General features: G+C 33.1%; 18 protein-coding genes, 4 pseudogenes and 1 riboswitch. Of the genes and pseudogenes, 4 read left to right on the forward strand and 18 right to left on the reverse strand.

Translation table 11 applies throughout. The features are described from left to right. Positions 1-39: 39 nt before the first annotated feature. From SPD45_RS07340 to SPD45_RS07360, 5 genes are all read right to left on the reverse strand, one after another. Positions 40-588, reverse strand: coding sequence for an NADPH-dependent FMN reductase (locus SPD45_RS07340; RefSeq protein ID WP_336267094.1), 549 nt, complete (start codon positions 586-588; stop codon positions 40-42). Positions 589-669: 81 nt separating this feature from the next. Further along, positions 670-1,662, reverse strand: a complete 993-nt coding sequence (locus SPD45_RS07345) for a zinc-dependent alcohol dehydrogenase family protein (RefSeq protein WP_336267095.1) — start codon at positions 1,660-1,662, stop codon at positions 670-672. A gap of 44 nt (positions 1,663-1,706) precedes the next feature. Next, entirely contained in the window at positions 1,707-2,786 is a 1,080-nt protein-coding gene (locus SPD45_RS07350) for an NAD(P)H-dependent flavin oxidoreductase (protein ID WP_336267096.1), read from the reverse strand. Positions 2,787-2,813: 27 nt separating this feature from the next. Next, on the reverse strand, positions 2,814-3,782 hold the full coding sequence (locus tag SPD45_RS07355; RefSeq protein ID WP_336267097.1) for a M23 family metallopeptidase: 969 nt from the start codon (positions 3,780-3,782) through the stop codon (positions 2,814-2,816). A 165-nt stretch (positions 3,783-3,947) separates the two neighbouring features. Further along, positions 3,948-4,589 carry a hypothetical protein gene (locus SPD45_RS07360; protein WP_336267098.1) on the reverse strand — a complete coding sequence of 214 codons (642 nt, stop codon included), beginning with the start codon at positions 4,587-4,589 and terminating at the stop codon, positions 3,948-3,950. 513 nt (positions 4,590-5,102) lie between these two features. Here SPD45_RS07360 and SPD45_RS07365 point away from each other — a divergent pair. Together SPD45_RS07365 and SPD45_RS07370 are read left to right on the forward strand one after the other, a co-directional pair. Further along, a complete protein-coding gene (locus tag SPD45_RS07365) occupies positions 5,103-6,209 on the forward strand; it encodes a YibE/F family protein (protein WP_336267099.1) in 1,107 nt (368 codons plus the stop codon). Beyond that, the gene (locus SPD45_RS07370) at positions 6,206-6,982 is read left to right on the forward strand and encodes a YibE/F family protein (protein ID WP_336267100.1); all 777 of its coding nucleotides are present in this window, start codon (positions 6,206-6,208) and stop codon (positions 6,980-6,982) included. The genes SPD45_RS07365 and SPD45_RS07370 overlap by 4 nt, the downstream gene beginning before the upstream one ends. A 338-nt stretch (positions 6,983-7,320) precedes the next feature. Here SPD45_RS07370 and SPD45_RS07375 read toward each other — a convergent pair whose 3' ends face one another. The 7 genes and pseudogenes from SPD45_RS07375 to SPD45_RS07405 form a co-directional block, all read right to left on the reverse strand. Then, positions 7,321-7,893: a TIGR00730 family Rossman fold protein gene (locus SPD45_RS07375; RefSeq protein WP_336267101.1), complete on the reverse strand. Its 573-nt coding sequence runs from the start codon at positions 7,891-7,893 to the stop codon at positions 7,321-7,323. Between the two features lie 96 nt (positions 7,894-7,989). Beyond that, positions 7,990-8,211: pseudogene (locus tag SPD45_RS07380) on the reverse strand (MazG-like family protein); the annotation flags it as partial. Positions 8,212-8,444: 233 nt separating this feature from the next. Beyond that, entirely contained in the window at positions 8,445-8,972 is a 528-nt protein-coding gene (locus tag SPD45_RS07385; protein WP_336267102.1) for a hypothetical protein, read from the reverse strand. 385 nt (positions 8,973-9,357) lie between these two features. Beyond that, complete coding sequence (locus SPD45_RS07390) at positions 9,358-9,513, reverse strand: hypothetical protein (RefSeq protein WP_336267103.1); 156 nt, start codon at positions 9,511-9,513, stop codon at positions 9,358-9,360. A gap of 64 nt (positions 9,514-9,577) precedes the next feature. Next, positions 9,578-9,761: pseudogene (locus tag SPD45_RS07395) on the reverse strand (transposase); the annotation flags it as partial. 225 nt (positions 9,762-9,986) lie between these two features. Then, positions 9,987-11,096: a 5-methyltetrahydropteroyltriglutamate--homocysteine S-methyltransferase gene (locus SPD45_RS07400; protein ID WP_336267104.1), complete on the reverse strand. Its 1,110-nt coding sequence runs from the start codon at positions 11,094-11,096 to the stop codon at positions 9,987-9,989. 108 nt (positions 11,097-11,204) lie between these two features. After that, positions 11,205-11,304, reverse strand: a riboswitch (SAM riboswitch). 465 nt (positions 11,305-11,769) lie between these two features. Next, positions 11,770-12,168, reverse strand: a complete 399-nt coding sequence (locus tag SPD45_RS07405; protein ID WP_336267105.1) for a disulfide bond formation protein DsbD — start codon at positions 12,166-12,168, stop codon at positions 11,770-11,772. Positions 12,169-12,582: 414 nt separating this feature from the next. Between SPD45_RS07405 and SPD45_RS14395 the strand changes: the two are divergent. Beyond that, positions 12,583-12,702, forward strand: a pseudogene (locus tag SPD45_RS14395) (hypothetical protein); the annotation flags it as partial. Positions 12,703-12,926: 224 nt separating this feature from the next. Here the strand turns inward: SPD45_RS14395 and SPD45_RS07410 are convergent. From SPD45_RS07410 to SPD45_RS07420, 3 genes are read right to left on the reverse strand one after another with little or no spacing between them, the layout of a single operon-like run. After that, positions 12,927-13,466, reverse strand: coding sequence for a helix-turn-helix domain-containing protein (locus SPD45_RS07410; protein WP_336267106.1), 540 nt, complete (start codon positions 13,464-13,466; stop codon positions 12,927-12,929). A 34-nt stretch (positions 13,467-13,500) separates the two neighbouring features. After that, a complete protein-coding gene (locus SPD45_RS07415) occupies positions 13,501-14,730 on the reverse strand; it encodes a DUF819 family protein (RefSeq protein ID WP_336267107.1) in 1,230 nt (409 codons plus the stop codon). A gap of 5 nt (positions 14,731-14,735) precedes the next feature. After that, on the reverse strand, positions 14,736-15,719 hold the full coding sequence (locus tag SPD45_RS07420; RefSeq protein WP_336267108.1) for a dipeptidase: 984 nt from the start codon (positions 15,717-15,719) through the stop codon (positions 14,736-14,738). A gap of 643 nt (positions 15,720-16,362) precedes the next feature. On the opposite strand from SPD45_RS07420, the gene SPD45_RS14400 reads away from it, so the two are divergent. Continuing rightward, positions 16,363-16,620 (forward strand): hypothetical protein, encoded by a 258-nt coding sequence (locus SPD45_RS14400; protein ID WP_442962001.1) that lies wholly within the window; start codon positions 16,363-16,365, stop codon positions 16,618-16,620. A 14-nt stretch (positions 16,621-16,634) separates the two neighbouring features. On the opposite strand, the pseudogene SPD45_RS07430 reads toward SPD45_RS14400, so the two are convergent. The 3 genes and pseudogenes from SPD45_RS07430 to SPD45_RS07440 all read right to left on the reverse strand — a co-directional run. Then, positions 16,635-16,814 (reverse strand): annotated as a pseudogene (locus SPD45_RS07430) (IS30 family transposase); the annotation flags it as partial. Positions 16,815-16,966: 152 nt separating this feature from the next. Next, entirely contained in the window at positions 16,967-17,527 is a 561-nt protein-coding gene (locus SPD45_RS07435; RefSeq protein ID WP_336267109.1) for a hypothetical protein, read from the reverse strand. A 123-nt stretch (positions 17,528-17,650) separates the two neighbouring features. Continuing rightward, the gene (locus SPD45_RS07440) at positions 17,651-18,238 is read right to left on the reverse strand and encodes a hypothetical protein (protein ID WP_336267110.1); all 588 of its coding nucleotides are present in this window, start codon (positions 18,236-18,238) and stop codon (positions 17,651-17,653) included. Positions 18,239-18,559 lie beyond the last annotated feature (321 nt).

Below are 18,559 nucleotides of genomic sequence, written 5' to 3' on the forward strand. Positions count from 1 at the left end.
ATATTTTAACGAGTATCGACGATTTTTTCATCTTTTATTTTAAAATTTTCGCATGAACGTAATAAATGTATCGACAAATCCTTGTAAATATTGGACGGTACTCTCATTCGTTACATTTCCAGCATCATCTAAAAAGGTTCCAACATTTGCTAAATACATTTCAGGTTGCTGCACAACAGGCATGTTTAAAGAAGTTAATGTTTGTCGGAGATGATGGTTTGCACCGAAAGCTCCTAATCCTCCTGGTGATTGACTAATAATTCCTGCTGGCTTATTATTCCAAACATTGTCAACCTTTGGACGAGAACCGATATCGAAAGCATTTTTCAATACAGCCGGGACAGAACGATTATATTCCGGTGTCACTATTAAAAATCCATCAAACGTTTTTACTTTTTCTCGAAAAGATTGCACATCACTCGGCACATTATCTTCCTCATCAAAATCTTGATTGTAAAAAGGCAAATGCCCAATCTCAATCAACTCTGTTTCAACATCGTCTGGAAAAAGCGTTGCAGTAAATAAAGCAATTTTTCTCGAAAAAGATTCTTTACGTAAACTACCAATTAATATTCCAACTTTAGCCATATACGATCGACCTTCCTTTTTATATTAGGATGTGTCTTACTTCTTTAAGTTATTCCTTTTACGAGCCCTATCTAAACAATATTAATCAAATAATAACATTACTTTCCCTTTATTTGCTGAATTAGCTGCTACATAACGAACCGCTTCCTCAATATCATTTATATGATAAAAACTATTTGGTTTCATCCATACTAATTGTTTCGTATTTATATAATGTATCAACAGTTGAAATGTATATTGCCATTTTTCATCAGAAACAGTATCATTCCAATAACGTAAATGAAACAAAGTAGGTTTGACTTTTGTGTTTGTATAAATATCTTTCCAATCCACCTGTACCCCTGACAGTAAACCCAATGTTAAAAACTCCCCATTCTCTCGGACCGAAAAAGCTAACTCTGTACCAGATTGACCCCCAATCGAATCAATTGCAGCATCTACCCCTTTGCCATTTGTAATTTCCATTACCGTTTCATATAACGGCTCTACCGAAGTGTCGATCACATGGGATGCCCCGAGTTCAAGCAACTTCTTCGTATATCGACTATTTCGCACAACAGCAATATAGGTAAATCCTAATATATTCGCTAACTGGGAAAAAATATGTCCAATAGCAGAACCAGCTGCATTGACAGCTATTACATCTCCTTTTCGTAACCTTAATGTTTCCGTACATATAACGAACGCAGTTACCGGATTAATATATAATTGTGCTGCAGTATAATCATCTATAAAAGATGGTACTTCTACGGCATGATGTACAGAGGTTTTCACATATTGTTGCCATGTTCCCTCGCCCCGTAATGGTAAAACGCGTTTTCCAATATAATCCTTCCGCACTCCAGACCCAACTTGTTCGACAATACCTACTCCTTCATATCCGGGAATATTCGGTAAAGGAATCCGATGGGCATAGGACCCCCTTACCGGAATTAAATCTGATGGGTTAATTGGAGAAGCAATCATCCGAACTAATATGTCATGTTTATGTAAATCTGATATTCCTCGTTGTTCAACTTGTAACACCTTTTCAGGAGGACCGAATGTATGAAATTGTATACATTTCTGTCGCAATTTGCCACTTCCTTCATTGTTTCGTTTAAAAATTGCAACTCTATTTACCATTTATACAGTTTATGTTGAATAAGATGATCGATTTCTTCGACTATATGGTCCATCATGTCACGTACAGATTGTCGTTTACTTAATCGTGAACCTTGTCCAGACCATAAAGACATCCATTCTGGTCGTTGTTGTTTTGCCGCCTCTTTTCGAAGTGGTTGGGTTAACATATTTTGAATTGGATATTTTGGCAACTCATCTTCATACACTTCCATCTTATCGACAAAATCATTACGGATGCCTCTTGCTTCCTTTCCGCTAAATACTTTCGTTACGACGGATGCATCTTCCGTACTTTGTAAAATTGCCTCTTTATGTAACTCATTTGCTCCGCTTTCTTCGCTTGTAACAAACGCCGTTCCCATTTGTACTCCTTCCGCCCCCAAAATGAGCGCCGAAAGGATCCCTCGACCATCCATAATCCCTCCAGCTGCAATAACTGGAATTTGAACACGATCTACAACCTGTGGTACTAAAGCAGTCGTTCCAATCATTGCTTCCTTTGATGAATGAAGAAACGTCCCCCGATGTCCACCAGCCTCACTGCCTTGAGCAACAACGATATCCATACCAATTGCTTCATTCGCCATCGCTTCCTGTACCGTCGTTGCCGTTCCGATTAATACAATGTTTTCTTGCTTTAACCTTTGGACAACTTCTTTAGAGGGAATTCCAAATGTAAAACTACATACTGGTACCTTTTCTTCCATAATGACATTTATCTGTTCTTCATACGTAATTGTTGATGGAGTGTTCACTGCTACTTTCTGTACATTTAAAACTTCACGAAAAGGTGCTAAATATGTATCCACTTTTTCTATCTCAGCAGTATGTACTTCCGGTGTTTCTGGCACGAATACATTGATGCCAAAAGGATTATCCGTTCGCTTTTTTATTTCCCGAATATGTTCACGAAGTTGTGTAGAAGTCATATAACCCGCTCCAATATTTCCAAGCGCTCCATAATTGGATACGGCTGCAACTAATGTTGGTGACGTGACACCACCTGCCATCCCAGCTTGAATGATTGGATATGTAATATGTAGTAAATCTGTTACTCTATTTTCATTCCACATTTCACTTTCTCCTCCCATTTCGTATGATTACTTTTCCACAAAATCTCCTTGATTTATCTCCTCATCCTGTTCAAATGAAATTCGAATACTTTTCGATGTATTCGGATCACTTGAGTCAGCTACATGAAAATGAATATGAGGTTCACTCGAGTTTCCAGAATTACCAACGAGGCCAAGTAAATCACCTTGCTTCACTTCGTCTCCTTCTTTTACTTCAATAGAGTCATATTTAAAATGTGCTAAATAACTGAACTCATCATTGCCGTGATCGATAATAACATAATTTCCTAAAGGTTCTTTATCATTCATTTTTCCAACTGGTTCATTATCTTTTATATCATTTTCCACTTTTACAACTGTACCGTCAGCTGGTGCTATATACTTTTCGCCAAACGCATAATAATTTTCATTCATCATCGGGTCACCTTCGTATGTACTCTGTTCCTCCATTTTTACAAAGTCATAAGCATACCGCTGATTTTCATATTCATAATGGTAGTTCACTAATGGATTTATCCCACCCCAAAACACAAACCAATTATGTTCAAAAGGCATATTAAATTTAGTTTTCGTGTACACTTCATCTGTGTCGGGATAGATTTCAAGTGGCATAATTTGTAACCCTTGTACAATTTTTTCTTCATCAAATACAGAGATTAAGCCTTTTGTGCCTGAATCATCTGTCCAAACATATTGAACTGCATCATCTCCATACGGCATTTTCGATTGTAAAACATATGTAGAAATATCTTTATGGAAGTCATCTCCCAAAGATTTTAATTCTTTTACGGAAACTTCTTTCTGAAATGATTCACTCAATTGCCCATATACTTGCTCATAATCTCCTTTTCGAAACGCCTCTGCAAATGATTCGGGATCTAATTTTTCCACTTCTTCTTGTTCCTCCTCTTCTACCTTATTATTTGTGTTGCTACAAGCAACTAACATAATTAAAAACATTGCCATGAATAATGTAAGTAATAAACCTTTTCTCAACTGTATTCCTCCTACTGTGCCAAAACACCCTTGCACGAATTACTTTTAGTATATCATATGAATTTACACTTCTATCTTAGTAAAATAAAAACCTTTCCCAACAACTTGAGAAAGGTGTTATATGATTGTTGCTATCTTTAAATAGCTAAACATTTGTATCATCTATCAAATATAATTATTTTCTATTTGCTTCATATAATCTTCTACTAAATAACCGTACTTATTTTGAGTAAGATAACGAATGAATTCTACTTTTCTATTTGGATCATTCATATAAACTTGTTCCTCTTGATAAAATTTGCCCTCGAAAGTCATATCAGCAAGCTTTCGTAATAAAATCTCTGGCGCAAATATTTTAATATTAACTCTGACATACTTTCCATCTACATTCATTTGATCAAGCACTTCTATTTCATTATATCCTGCTTCCCAATCAACAATATTTTCATAATATACTTTTTGGGACTGTTTTCCCTTTTGTAAAATAAAATATGTATCTGTTTCCTGATAAGACATATTGTGTGCTCTTTTTATCAAAATCGTAACGGAAATAAAGATGACCGACATTACAGTAAATACAGTCCACATTTCCATTTCGGCCATAATAAAACCTATAATTGCAAAAAACAATGAAAATATACTAATGAATAATAGAACATTAGCAATAAACCTTTCCAATTTACCAGGTTTTTGCACATTGTTCTCAATAGTAGGTTTATATACTTTACTTCTAACTGACTGAATCACTGTACGGATGATCGTAATTATGACGGCTGTAATAATAGCTATGAAAATAGTAGGTTTCATTAGTGTTGTCTCCTTCATAAAATTTTAAAACAGTATGACACATGATACAAACAATTTATAATTCTTCGGCATTTTCTAAGACTTCATCAGGTACGACGATTTCCTTCACTAGAAAAGTTCATTTATCCGTGATCTAATTCATGATAATTTTTAGCTAGTTGCTCAATATCTAAGCTAAAAGTCAATATATAATGATCATTCGTCTCTTCAAAGTCTTCACCCACACTCCATTTCCATGTTAATAAAAACTATATACCCACTTTTTGAAAAAGTAATCTATCGAAATGTCTTTATTCTAATAACGATAGAGTTTGTATAAAACTCCTTTTCAATTTTGATTTCAACAAAGAATCGAAAACTAAATTTTGTTTATTTTTTCTCCATGACGTTCAACTCATCTTTCATATAGTATCATAATAGGAGTAAAGAAAGGATTAAAAAAATTTTATTGTTAGGATGCATATGTTACTCTAATAGGAACAAATTATCTCAAACGACTAGGAGATACATATAATGGCTCATAAAAAAATTTATACATGGATTGTCTTTTGTCTCATTATGATTACTTCGATTATTTTTGTTTATCATAATGCATTTCTATATGATAGACCAATTGCAAAAATTACGAATACTACACTTGTAAAAACAGAAAAAGTCGTCGATTCATATGGTCATAAAGATACGCTTTATACACAAAAAATTGACGCCATCATCCAAAATGGCTTACATAAAAAACAAAGTATTCAACTCACTAATGAATATTCTGATTCAGGTGCATATGATGAGCCGTATCATATCGGTGCCAACGTTTTTGTCTCATTCGATAAAAAGCAACATTTAAAAAATGAATTAACCGGGGTAATTACTGGGGTAAAGCGTGATATATATATCGTCATTGTTGCTTGGTTGTTCATTCTTGTATTATTTTTCATTGGCCGAAAACAAGGAATTTATACGAGTATTAGCTTGGCTTTCAATATTATTTTGCTATCGTACGCGCTGGATTTTTACATCCAACACGGCCTTAACTTAATATGGATAAGCATTATTTTGACAGTATTATTTACAGTTAGTTCGCTTTTACTCGTTAACGGTTGGAATGAAAAAACGTTCACAGCAATTATCGCAACCTTGCTTGGTACGTTATTATCAGTTAGCATTACAATTCTTGCCATGTGGCTAACATCTGAACGAGGACTATATTATGAAGAAATGCAATTTCTCACAAGACCTTATAAGTTAGTATTTTTAGCTGGTTTATTTATCGGCTCTTTAGGTGCAGTGATGGATGTTGCGATATCAATTTCAACATCAATGTTTGAACTATATGAAACAAATAAACATATATCCATCAAACAGTTAAAACAATCCGGATTTAATATCGGAAAAGATATTATGGGCACAATGACTAACATTTTATTATTTGCGTATGTCAGTGGATCGATTCCAATTTTAATCATTTACTTAATGAATCATTCTCCACTTGGATTTGCCCTATCTATTAATCTTTCTTTAGAAATGGTAAGAGCATTATCAGGAGGAATTGGCATTGTCATAACGATTCCAATCGGTTTATATGTTGCTATCTTTTATATAAAGAAAAAGGAGGCAAAAAAATGAGCACTCTTTTCCTCTTATCAACAATTTTGTTTGTATGCATGGTTCTCATAGGGGGACAAAAAGGGGTTAAATCTTTCCTTTCTCTATTTATTAATTTTATTGTAATCTTTTTTTCTATCTTTTTTATGATGAGTCCACAAATCGATCCAATTATTATTGCAGCTATCAGTAGTATTATTATTACATGTGTAAATCTCTTTTTTATTAATGAAGTAAATATCAAAACATGGACAGCATTTATATCCACTCTCATCACAATTGGATTACTTTTTGCTCTTATTTATATAGTCACAAAAGTAACAATGATCCAAGGCTTTGGTGAAGAGGAAATTGATGAGATTATTCCTATATTTTCCCTTTATATAGGTGTAGATTTTGTGAAGATTGCCACATCAGTGATGCTCATGAGTACACTCGGAGCAATTATTGATGTAGCTATTTCGATTACATCCCCGATGGAGGAAATATTTATTCACAATCCTAATATTAATAGAAAAGATTTATTCAAATCTGGCGTAACAATCGGAAAAGATATTCTTGGATCAAATGCAAACACATTATTCTTTGCATTTATTGGCGGATATTTGGCACTTCTTATATGGTTTAAAGATTTATCCTATACTTTTTTAGAAATTATTAATTCTAAAATATTTACAGCACAAATCATCACTATTTTTATTGCTGGAATTGGGATTGCAATTATTATTCCTATTGCATCTTTTATTAATGCATATTTTTTAGTACACCGCAATTCGTCTAAAAAGTTCTATTAATCTATATTTAGTTTGTTGGAATAAAAGATCAAGGAATATACAGTATTTTAGTATATTCCTCGATTTATTTATGCATGTTTCCAAAGCATCTGCACATTATTATTTAACCTCAATGAGGAAAAAAACCTCCCTACTAAAGTGAGAAAGAGTTTATTGTCCCCAATTGTATGATGTTTAGTAAACTTTAATTATATCAATGCTTCATCCACATCGTTCTTATTAACTTTTTTAAATTCGCATACAAAATGACGACAAGGTTTATTTGGATCATTTGGCATCACGTACAAATAGTTGTCAGTTAGAAAAATTTCCAAATATCACTAGACTATGTCAATCATTTAAGTCCATTTCAAAGCAAAATTCGGTGTATAACAATCCATTTTTTCTATTAGTTCTTTCGGATCTGAAGATACAATAATCATGTCCCGATAACTTTTATTCATAAAACCCTGTTCAATCGTATGATTTAACATACGCATGAGCGGATCAAAAAAATTATTAACATTTAGTAATCCACATGGTTTTTCATGATAACCAAGTTGGGACCAAGTAAATACTTCAAACCATTCTTCTAATGTTCCTGACCCTCCAGGTAAAGCGACAAATCCATCCGCTAATTCCGCCATTTTTGATTTACGCTCATGCATTGTATCGACTACATGTAATGCTGTTAACTGATCATGAGCAATTTCTACTGCTTTAAGTTTTTGAGGGATCATCCCTACTACATTGCCTCCACTGTTTAAAGAAGCATCAGCTAATGCACCCATACACCCAACTTGTGCCCCACCATAAATGAGCGTTTTATTTTTATTCGCTAATTCTTTTCCGAAATTCTCTGCTTGTTCCATATAAACACGTTTTAACCCTGTACTTGAACCACAAAATACAGCAAGACTTTCAACAGTCATTTTTATCCTCACCCTTACTTTTTTCTCGTTTTAACAATATCTATTCGATAAATTATATTTATGTTCTAAAAATACTTCTTCCAATTCGATATCCTATTTATTGACAATGACAGCGATATTACAAAGAACATCCCCGAGTTCATCTATTAAGTCACGTTTATTTTCAATAAATGCACCAGCTTGTTCATCTGGACGACCTCTACCAATTTCAAGCGCCCTTATTGCTCTAGCAACTTCTCCTGTCTCCTCTGATAAAAAGCCAACACGCACAAAAATATCTAAGTCTGTCCAACCTCTAGATTGATAATATTCAGCAATCCATTTCTAAAATTCCTTTGCCTCCATTTGTTTCCCCTCCGAACGAATATTGTAATCTATGTGTAAGCAAAATTCCGCTACAATCATTCACAACTAACAATAGATAGTAATACAATACTGAATAATCCTAACGGTCCCATTTCATTGTAACACTTCTCTTTCTTATACATAAGCCGGATTATATCATTATGGCACGAGTAATGAGCAATCTGTAACTATATAGATGCGGAATTTTAGTTCGTCGTATCCTCATTTCTATAGAGCACATCTTTGAGAGGCTCATGATCATAATATCGATTAATTTTTAGCTCATTATTTGATTCTATAATAGACATTTGTCCCTTCACTTCAAATTTATCTATTATATCTTTATTATGATTTGTGAGAATCAATGTGAAAGTAAAATCAAAATTCGTTGTTCTTTCATTTTGATGATCGGTCCTTTTTGTAAATGAAATATTTTCTACAGAAATTTTGCTGTTTTGTTTATTTGATACCTCTTGTGGCAACAGAAAAAATCTTATGCTTGCTAAATTTGTAAATTCATCTTCCGTGAAATAACTTGAAAACTTATTTTGGAATTCTATTAAATCCTCGGGACTTGAATCATTAATATCAACACTAGGTTCATCAACATTGTAAAGTTCTTTTATAAATTTTTCTCCTAAATTAATTTCCTGATTCTCCTTTTCTTTCCCACAAGAACTCATGAACAATAAGGAAATAATAATATAAAACAATAATAAAAAAAGCTTTCGCATACAAACACCCTTTTCTCGCTAAATTGATTCTTAACTTATTATAATACAATATCAATGTAATATATTCGATGTGGTTTTCACATTATTTTTTAAGGTTACATATGAAAAGCACTGTGGAATTTTCGTGTTAGGCGTTAAATATGTACCAAATAATTTTGTAAACGACATGGGTAAACGATCAAATGAAAGATGATTAAAAAATACTATATTCAATAGTGAAGTGGTTCATCTTTCATCTGTGAAATACAATCACAACCATTATCTCTTTCTTTTCAGATTATTCATAATAAAAATCACGAAAAAATATATAATTTGTATTTACATTAAAATAATCAAAACTTCCTATTTCCATTTTGTGGGGTGGTGATTAGCTTTATGGTTGCGTTCATACGGGTTTGAGGTTGGATTCTTGCAACTTCGACCCGTATTCTTGCAACTTCGGCCCACATTCTTGCAACTTTGACTCGCATTCTTGCAACTTCGACCCATATTCTTGCAACTTTGACTCGCATTCTTGCAACTTCGACTCGTATTCTTGCAACTACCTAGTTTCCATATTTGTATTTTAAATTCGCATGACGATCAACAATCATTAGGCAACTCTAACCCATAAATTGAGAGACACTTAATTTTGGTGGAATACCTACAAGCATTTACTTCATGAATTTCTACATTTTTTCTATCATAAAGACTTCTGATAATTTCTCCTATGTTCTTTTTGTATTTTCCATAAATAATTTGTCGTCTGTATTTTGGATCAATTACAATACGATACTTACATCTCCACAATGTCTTTTCTTATCCTACACTAGGATTGTCTCCTTCTGTTAAAAATATGGTGGTCGGGAAACTATCTTCATCTTACAAGAGAAAGAGGTATTTTTAATACCACGCTAAAAGCTATTTAGAACCCCCGGCAGAACTAGGGGTTTTCAAATGCACAAAAGCCTATTTGGTAGATAACCCCAAATAGACTTTTTTCACAGGTTCATTATTTTTTTATTGAAAAATAGTTTAATAACCTAATTCTTCTTTTGCAATGTCAACAATATATTTTAACTTTTCCCATTGCTCTTCCTCTGTCAATTTGTTTCCATGATGAGTCGAGGCAAATCCACATTGAGGACTAAGGCAGATTTGTTCTCGTGGAATAAATTGTGCCGCTTCTTCGATACGCGCTTTTATTAATGCTTTATCTTCTAACTCTCCCGTTTTAGAAGTAAATAAACCAAGCACCACTTGCGGACCTCCGTTCGGAATATAATCAAGTGGTTTAAAATCACCTGAGCGATCATCGTCATACTCCAAGAAAAATCCATCTACTTTTTCTTTGGCAAATAACGTAGGTGCAATTAATCCATAGCTACCTTCAAATGCCCAATTCGATCTATAGTTACCACGGCAAAGATGTGTTGTAACATATAAATCTTCTGGTTTACCTTCCAGTACTTCATTCACAACCTTTAATGCAAGTTCAATCAAATACTCTCTTGGATATTTTCCATCATTAAATGGAATGTCTGGTGACGACAGACCGGCAATATAAACATCATCAAACTGAAGGTAACGAACACCCGCATCATAAAATGCTTGTATTGCATCACGATATGTTTGAATAACATCCTCTGCATACTCTTCAATATCCGGATAAATTGTTTCATTACGAATCCCTTGGTTAAATAACTGATTTGGGCTTGGAATGGTTTGCTTAGCAACAGCACGTCCATCCACTATTTTGTTGAATAATTTAAAGTCTTTAATATGTGGATGATCGTGGTTAAATGAGATTTTTCCAATATTACGTACATCATATCTTTCCGTTTCTTCATTTTCATTAAAGATATATCCAGTCTCTGGCACATATCCTTCTACACCGTTTAGATGCTCTAAAAAGTCTGTATGCCAAAATCTACGTCTAAACTCTCCGTCTGTAACTGCTGAAAGTCCAACTTCTATCTGCTTATCGACTATGCGTTTAATCTCTTCTGTTTCAATATCATATAATTGATCTGCTGAAATGCTTCCATCTTGAAAGTCCTTTCTAGCTTGATGAATCGTATCTGTTCGTAGCAAACTTCCTACATGATCTGCCTTGAACGGTGCTCTTGTTAAAGTAATTGACATTTCCTATTCTCCTTTTGTTTGTTTTCGTTATTTGTTCTTCAAGGTTTTTAACATCAAAAAACCCCTTCTCGAATCAAGAAGAGGATACATTTCTGTAGTTTTTCACTCTTCTTATCTTCAAGCATTCTTGCTCTGGAATTGGCACAGTACAAAACAGTCTGTTGCCGAGGCTTCAAAGGGCCAGTCCCTCCACCTCTCTTGATAAGAAAACTATATTATTTAAAATGTTAATATTTAGAATACATTATTTATTTGAAGAAGTCAATTAATTACTTGTTTTTTGTAATTTAGACATATACTTATATATTTTATAAACGCTCTACTTCCTCGTCATTTCTGAAAAGAAATACAAGACCCATAACAAGTATAAAAATATTTACAAGTAATAATCATTTCTATAAAATATTTTTCAATAACGACTCACTTGATTTTGGTAAATTTAACTTCAGACGTTGATTAGCTAAATTAGTTAAAACTCTTTACACAGTTACTAGAACACATTCATCCACCACTTCGCAACGCAATTTTTTCTTCCATAAATGTAAGTAATTGATAATATGCGTTAATATACCAAAACATCCCTTAGTTTTATCGAACTTTGATTTATTTATAGATAGTCTATCTATCTGAACAAAGTAGAATTCATTTTTCATTCTACAAAGTTTAGGCTTCCTTATCCTGTACCTTTCAAATCATTTGCTACCCTATAAACCACAGTACCAAAAGTAATTTTAACAGGGTATAAGGATAGAATTATTGCCATAATCTCGCTAAATGTTTTTATCCCACCAGTTAGGTATAATACATCATTTATTAAGTAACTAGATAATTGAATAAGACTAAATACAATAGCCACTGACACAACCAATGCAAACAGCATTAAAATTACTTGAAATATGGACATTTTTCTTATCCTCTTTAACTCTTTAATACTTCCATCATTCACTAAAAAGAATATGTAAGCAATTGGAAGTAATAATAAGTACCAATTAGAATAACCAAACACTATCCATGAAATTCCCATTCCCAAAAGTATAATCCAACCTAGCGCATTAAAAGTTTTTTTACACATATAAACACTCCTAATTATACCGCGAAACGATCTCTTTATTGAATCATCATCCACTCTTAAGTACATGTTATCATAAGGTTTTAAACATTTAAATAACAAAATTCATCTATGCGCAATGAGAGTAATAGCGTAAGTCCGTAATCAAACAACGTATATAAAACTTAGCGCCTCCTGTTTAGATAAACATATCAATCGAAGGTAAAAAATCCCCTATTAATAAAGGTGATTGGAGTAATGAAGGAGCATAGTCGTTATTTATCCCCGACAAGAACTATGTAATAAAATTAGAAAACATGACGAATGATAGAGTATCAAACTTTTGACTGCTGATGAAGAATTGGCTAAATGTGGAGTATACCAGATGGAAAATGGACAATAGATGATGTAGCTGAATGGTGACATCATAATAAATATACCTGGCATGTGCTTAATAACTTGGAAACAATACAATTGGTACCTAGTAAAATTAATAGTGATTTTAAACAATTGTATTATAACAAATATTATTTATGTAAAATGAACCTTAATAAATGAAGATAAATTTATTAAGGTGTTCAGCTAGAATGACTGTAAGCCAAAACTACAAAAAAGTACCTTTTCAGGTCGCATGTCAAATAACCGTAAAAATATTGATTTTTTAATCAGATTTACGGTTATTTGACTTTATTTGCCACAATCTTCTTGAATTAAACTACCTACAGCAAAGGTGCTAGTCACTTAATATATGTCTGCTTTAAAAACATTACTATTTTCAAGATTTATTTTTGCTGCTGATTATTCATAGACCAAATTGAAATTGATTGTTTTTCAGTATGATTAATAAAGCGGTGTGGTATTTGACTATTAAAACAAATAGAATCTCCTTCATGCAAGATATGCTCTTCCTGGTCTAAAATAACAGTCATGGCACCCTTCAGCACTACACCGCATTCCTCACCAGTATGGCTCACTAGTTTTTTGTCAGATTGCCCTGCCTCAAGAATAATCTGAATCATTTCCAGTTCGCCATTGTGTATTGGAGTTAAAAATTCATACTTTGAATTTGATTTTGGAAAGGATACTACTTTTCTATCTTCTTTACGCAGTACAGATGGTGTATTCGTTGACTCTCCCAGCAATTCTGTAATAGAAACATTAAGACCATTACATATTTTATACAGCAATGTAATAGAAGGGTCTACATTATTTCTTTCCACCTTACTGATGATACTAGTGCTGACACCAGCCTTTTCAGCAAGCACTTTTAACGAATACTCCCTTTCCATTCGCAATCGTCTAATTTTACCCCCATCAAACATGTCATCACCATCTTTATCATAATTAGAATTTATTTTACATAAATGTGCTGAACCATAATCCTAAGGTTGTACCGATATAGTTGCCGATAATATAACCTAATGTTCCAACGACTAAAATTGGTCCAATTAAATTTTTCCATCCTTTGGCTATTGCCATTGCTGCCGCGGTTGTCGGGCCACCTATATTTGCATTACTTACAAGTAGTATTTCCTCTAAATTGTATTTAAAGAGTTTTCCACCAACAAGAGATACTAACATATTTACAAAAACAATAATGGCGACAAACACCAATAACAGTGGTGCATTCTCCACAATTAACGGAATGGACGCGGGTATACCGATGACTACAAAGAATAAGTAGATTAGAAATGTACCAAGCTCCTGGCTACCGTTAATCGATGCGAAGTATTTTGGAAATAACGCTAATGCTGTAAAGGTAATAGTAGTAAGAACTAAATAGTTATCGCCAAACAGGGCATTTACAAGATTTAAAGCAAATGAAACATCCTCACCGCTCGGGATAAGCTCTCCCAAAAATCCAGCAATTTTAAAAGAAACAATTACGAGCAGGAATGCCGTCCCTACAGACAAGGCAATATCCTTAAGGGAAATTTCATTACGCCTCCAAAAACTTTCCGCTAAAGTAGAGTTTCCTTCGCCATTTGTATTCTGCTGCTCAACTTCCAATACATGTGGATGAGTAAAGCGCTTTCTAAAAAATGTCAAACTTGGGATTAGCATTAAAATAACGAAATATAATGCCATCATTAGGTTATCGGCTACTACAGTTGCAGAGACCATTTCACCAGGTGCTTCAAATTTCGCAGCCATTGCGGCAAAATTAACCCCACCACCGACATAAGAGGCACTCATCATTGCACCGATTTTATCAAGAAAAGGAATTTTGTCCTTTAATAAAAAGAAACTAATCATCGTACCTGCGACAGTACCAATCGAACTAATCAAAAAAATAAATAGCATCCTGCCACTTTCTTTGAAAATCTTTTTAAAATTCACATGAAATAACAATAATGGAATTGCAAGTGGAATAATAAATTCCCAAATAGCATCATACACAGGCGACTCGACGGGGATGACGCCTGTGTTTGATAAAATGATTGCGCCAACTAATGCAAGGATAGCGCCTGATACTTTGGCTGCCCATTGAAACCTTTGTTCTAAATAAATACTAGCTGCTGCCCATACTACGATAATTCCCCATAGAGTTATATAATCATCTGGTTTTATTAAACTATTATCCATCTAAATCACCCTTTATCCATATTTTTAATAAAACGTTTTGCATTGTCTTCTGTAATCATTTGTATCGCCTTTTGGTCCCAGTTCAGTCTTTTTAGCCTACTTATTAGCTCTTGCACATCATCAGCACTTGTGAGCATATCTGTCCTTTCGGAAAAACTAGTTCCAAGATCATGCGGCTCCAAATAATTCATAAAGTCAAATCCAAGTGCTACATATTCCATACCGATTAGATTAGCAATATATTCTATGTGATCGATATAATCATCAATGCTAGCTTTTCCTTTGTTTAGGAATCCCGCATATGCATTGATGCCGATTAGACCATTTCTTTTAGCAATTGCTTTCAGTTGCTGGTCAGTAAGATTGCGTTCATGATTACATAAAGCTTTCGCATTACTGTGAGATGCGAAAATCGGATACTCTTTTAAATGATAAATATCCCAAAAAGTCCTTTCATCTAAATGTGAGACATCTACGAGCCAACGAAGTTCCATCATCTTTTGCACCACTAGCGTTCCTATATCTGTCAGTCCTTTTGCAACTTGTTTGTCAGCATTATATGCAGTACTTCCACTTGCCAAGTCATTAATCTCATTCCATGCTAGAATACCAGTACGAAATCCAATATGATGGAGCTTATCAAAATAACTGGATATCGTATTCTTCGTTAACGGGGACACTGCCTCCTTTAAGAAACTCATCCCTTCTATACCTAAAAAGATATTAATTTTGTCACTGTTTTGTTTCATATCAAGTGAAGAGGTACATAAATGAACATGTGCGGATTCATTAAAATCCGCTAAAGCATAAGATACTAAATCATTGAAACGTTCTAATTTATTATCTTTATACTTAGGCTCAACCCAAATAACACAAATTAGTGTATCGATATGATTGCGCTTTAAAATAGGATAATGCCTGGAATCAAATACGCTTTTTTCCCCCGTCTCTCTTCTAATAGCTATATCTGTTAATATATCTGTATGCAAATCAAAAAAAAAACACTCAATTCATTCCCCCTAAAGAAAGCCCTTACATTTTCATATAGTATAAATTATTTCACAAAAGAAAACAAGCCGATTTTGAAATAAAATTATAAATATCGGTAAAAATGTTCACCGTGGCTGTAGTCTATATGATTTTATCGAGTTTTGTTTCATAAATAGTCTGTCTATCCGAATCCGTTTATATCAATAATTTCAATTTAATAAAACGAATGAATTTGTATGTATATGAACTCGTATAGATTTTAATTCTATCATTTTACCCCCTTTGCACAATCGTCTGAAGCATCGGAATGGGGCAGCCATAACTTTACTAGATTAAATTTTCCAATTCCTACATAAATAATTACTTCAAAAACACTATATTCACTACATAGTTCTTTAATTGAAAGATCCATACGATTTATATTAACAAGACTCTTCCTAAAATCATCATTGAAATGTTTCTATTAAAATTGCTTTAAAAACGTAACTAAATTGTTCATCCACCTTTATTGGTTTCCATCTATTTCCAAGATCTATACATTATTTTTACGACTGCTTTATATAAATTTAACAGTCGATTGATATAGTTAATGCCAAGGAATAATGCAAAAAAACAACAAAAACAACATGAGGTAAAAGAAAAATGGTAAAGACAAGTATAAGGAAAAAAATCGCTCCAATTTTTCTAGGTGCAAGTATCATTGGTTTAGAGGGATGTGGTACAGAGATGAAATCAAACGAACCAGCCATCAAGGATACGAGTACGCTTTCGATAGAAGAAATGGAAGAAAAAGACATTACTCTTCCATATAAAACATCTTATCGGAATCATGCGCCAGACTGGGCAAAAGATGATGGTGGAGACTGGATAGTTGGTATCATGGTACTATTGCTTTTATAACGTTTGATTTGCCAAATTAAGCAAGACAAAGTATCTTTTCCTGCATGTTCCATGAAACATTCAATTGGCGTTTGATATTTTAATGATTTTCTTGGAATGTTGTTTCTTCTAGAAGAAACGCTCAAAATATATGCTTGTGTAACTGAATTAAAATCCTTTTCCTTTGGTAATCGACTTTTTTGAAGTAGACTATTTAGACCAATGGACTCAACTTTTTTTGATTTACATCTTTTTGCATCATTTTAAGGGTTGGTATAAGTTAGATATCCCTGTGTAAATCAGGGAAAATATAATTTAACGAAGAGTTCTTTATGCTAGCTCTTCAAATTATAGGATCTACACAATGCTATTCAAACATCATTAATATAAAAATAAAAATTAGAAGGGAAATACAGGATCCATAAACCAAAAACATTACTTTATGAAAAGGCTTTGCGTTAATAATAAATTTGTCTATGTAATATTTCAATGGTCGGTCTGGTTCTTTCTTTGGGTCACGGGGCGATACATCATCAATTTTAGCTCCTACACTTTCCATTATACCGACCATTATAGAAAACATAATCACTTCTATGTTATTTGCTACAAAAGAGTCTTGCAATATAGCGTAACGAATTAAGGAAATAATTATGTACGTCGCTATTGCAGATTTTATTGGACTGATTAAATAGCGATACTTTTTCTTGTTCATATTAATAGTTAACAATGATTTTAGCCAAGAGTTTACTATTAAGAAGACAACGATACTAATAGCTGTCAAAATAACAGTCGGATCCTTAGACAAAATCGAGTCACCATAAATAAAGAATCTAAATAAAGAAAAGAATAAATAAAAGAAAAGAAATATTTTCAATGCTGATTTATTAAAACCTTTCTCCTTTTTTTCTTCACTTGTTGAATGTGTCATTTTGATTTTCACCCCTTATGCATCATTAAACTTTAGAATGTTTAAATTAATCAAATTCTAACCCCAGTTGATAGTCTGCCACCTTTTCTATTATGTTCATTGTATTTATATAAAAATAACGATTTATTCATTGAGTTCAAATAAATAATCTTCCGTTTCTTTGACCCAATCATCGTATTCATCTTCCACTTGATTGAATATAACCTCTTCGATTTCATTATATTCTTGATGACTAGAATTTTCTCCCCTGACTGTTCGCTTTTCTTCTTTTTCATAAACCGTAATTCTACTACCGTCACCATCCATTACATCATAATCTGTCACATCTTTCGGTATAGAGAAGAATCGATTTTTCTCGATAACTTGTTTTATTTCTTCCACTTGTTTTGATGAAATTTTCTTTTCAATTGTTGGGGGGTTGTCTCCTACTTCCATTTCGATTCTGCCATTCGTACTAACCATTTCTTTAGTAAACACTTGAACATTTCCATCATTTGATATTGTAATTATTTTTGGAAAATGATCTAAATATGTACCTGATGAGGCCGAATATAATTCTAATTTTACAAAAGGTCCTTCTTCAACAAATTCAATTTCATTAGATTCAATTTCATTAAATTCATTTTCATTTGTACAACCTATAAGTAACATGATAAACATCAGTCCGATTATCTTTGGCCCGAGAAGAACTTTGTTTATAATCCTATCCATAAATAAACGACCTCCCTTTACTATTCAACCAGCTGTCAAAAACCATCCTTTATCAACAATACTATTTTTGTCATTATAACATAGTTCACATTCGTCAAAATAAAAATAACTTTTCAAAGCACAAAACCCTTTCCCACCAAGATGAGAAAAGGTTTTGAAACGAATAATATAAAATTAACGTTTTGAGTTTTAGAAAGCTCCTCCTTATGGATAATCAATCCATCTGAATCCCATTAAATCAATATTTCTATTCTTTACGAGTGGATAGAAGTAGGTCCAGATGGATACAGGTGTATTTGATTTACATCTTTTTGCATCATT

Source organism: Pseudogracilibacillus sp. SO10305, assembly GCF_037072005.1.
GTDB classification, from domain to species: Bacteria; Bacillota; Bacilli; order Bacillales; family Amphibacillaceae; genus Pseudogracilibacillus; species Pseudogracilibacillus intestinigallinarum.

Excerpts from the sequence above, each read along its gene's own strand:
- SPD45_RS07340 (WP_336267094.1), bottom strand. The coding sequence starts at position 588 with ATGGCTAAAGTTGGAATATTAATTGGTAGTTTACGTAAAGAATCTTTT.
- SPD45_RS07350 (WP_336267096.1), bottom strand. The coding sequence starts at position 2,786 with ATGTGGAATGAAAATAGAGTAACAGATTTACTACATATTACATATCCA.
- SPD45_RS07360 (WP_336267098.1), bottom strand. The coding sequence starts at position 4,589 with ATGAAACCTACTATTTTCATAGCTATTATTACAGCCGTCATAATTACG.
- SPD45_RS07365 (WP_336267099.1), top strand. The coding sequence starts at position 5,103 with ATGGCTCATAAAAAAATTTATACATGGATTGTCTTTTGTCTCATTATG.
- SPD45_RS07370 (WP_336267100.1), top strand. The coding sequence starts at position 6,206 with ATGAGCACTCTTTTCCTCTTATCAACAATTTTGTTTGTATGCATGGTT.
- SPD45_RS07375 (WP_336267101.1), bottom strand. The coding sequence starts at position 7,893 with ATGACTGTTGAAAGTCTTGCTGTATTTTGTGGTTCAAGTACAGGGTTA.
- SPD45_RS07385 (WP_336267102.1), bottom strand. The coding sequence starts at position 8,972 with ATGCGAAAGCTTTTTTTATTATTGTTTTATATTATTATTTCCTTATTG.
- SPD45_RS07400 (WP_336267104.1), bottom strand. The coding sequence starts at position 11,096 with ATGTCAATTACTTTAACAAGAGCACCGTTCAAGGCAGATCATGTAGGA.
- SPD45_RS07405 (WP_336267105.1), bottom strand. The coding sequence starts at position 12,168 with ATGTGTAAAAAAACTTTTAATGCGCTAGGTTGGATTATACTTTTGGGA.
- SPD45_RS07410 (WP_336267106.1), bottom strand. The coding sequence starts at position 13,466 with ATGTTTGATGGGGGTAAAATTAGACGATTGCGAATGGAAAGGGAGTAT.
- SPD45_RS07415 (WP_336267107.1), bottom strand. The coding sequence starts at position 14,730 with ATGGATAATAGTTTAATAAAACCAGATGATTATATAACTCTATGGGGA.
- SPD45_RS14400 (WP_442962001.1), top strand. The coding sequence starts at position 16,363 with ATGGTAAAGACAAGTATAAGGAAAAAAATCGCTCCAATTTTTCTAGGT.
- SPD45_RS07435 (WP_336267109.1), bottom strand. The coding sequence starts at position 17,527 with ATGACACATTCAACAAGTGAAGAAAAAAAGGAGAAAGGTTTTAATAAA.
- SPD45_RS07440 (WP_336267110.1), bottom strand. The coding sequence starts at position 18,238 with ATGGATAGGATTATAAACAAAGTTCTTCTCGGGCCAAAGATAATCGGA.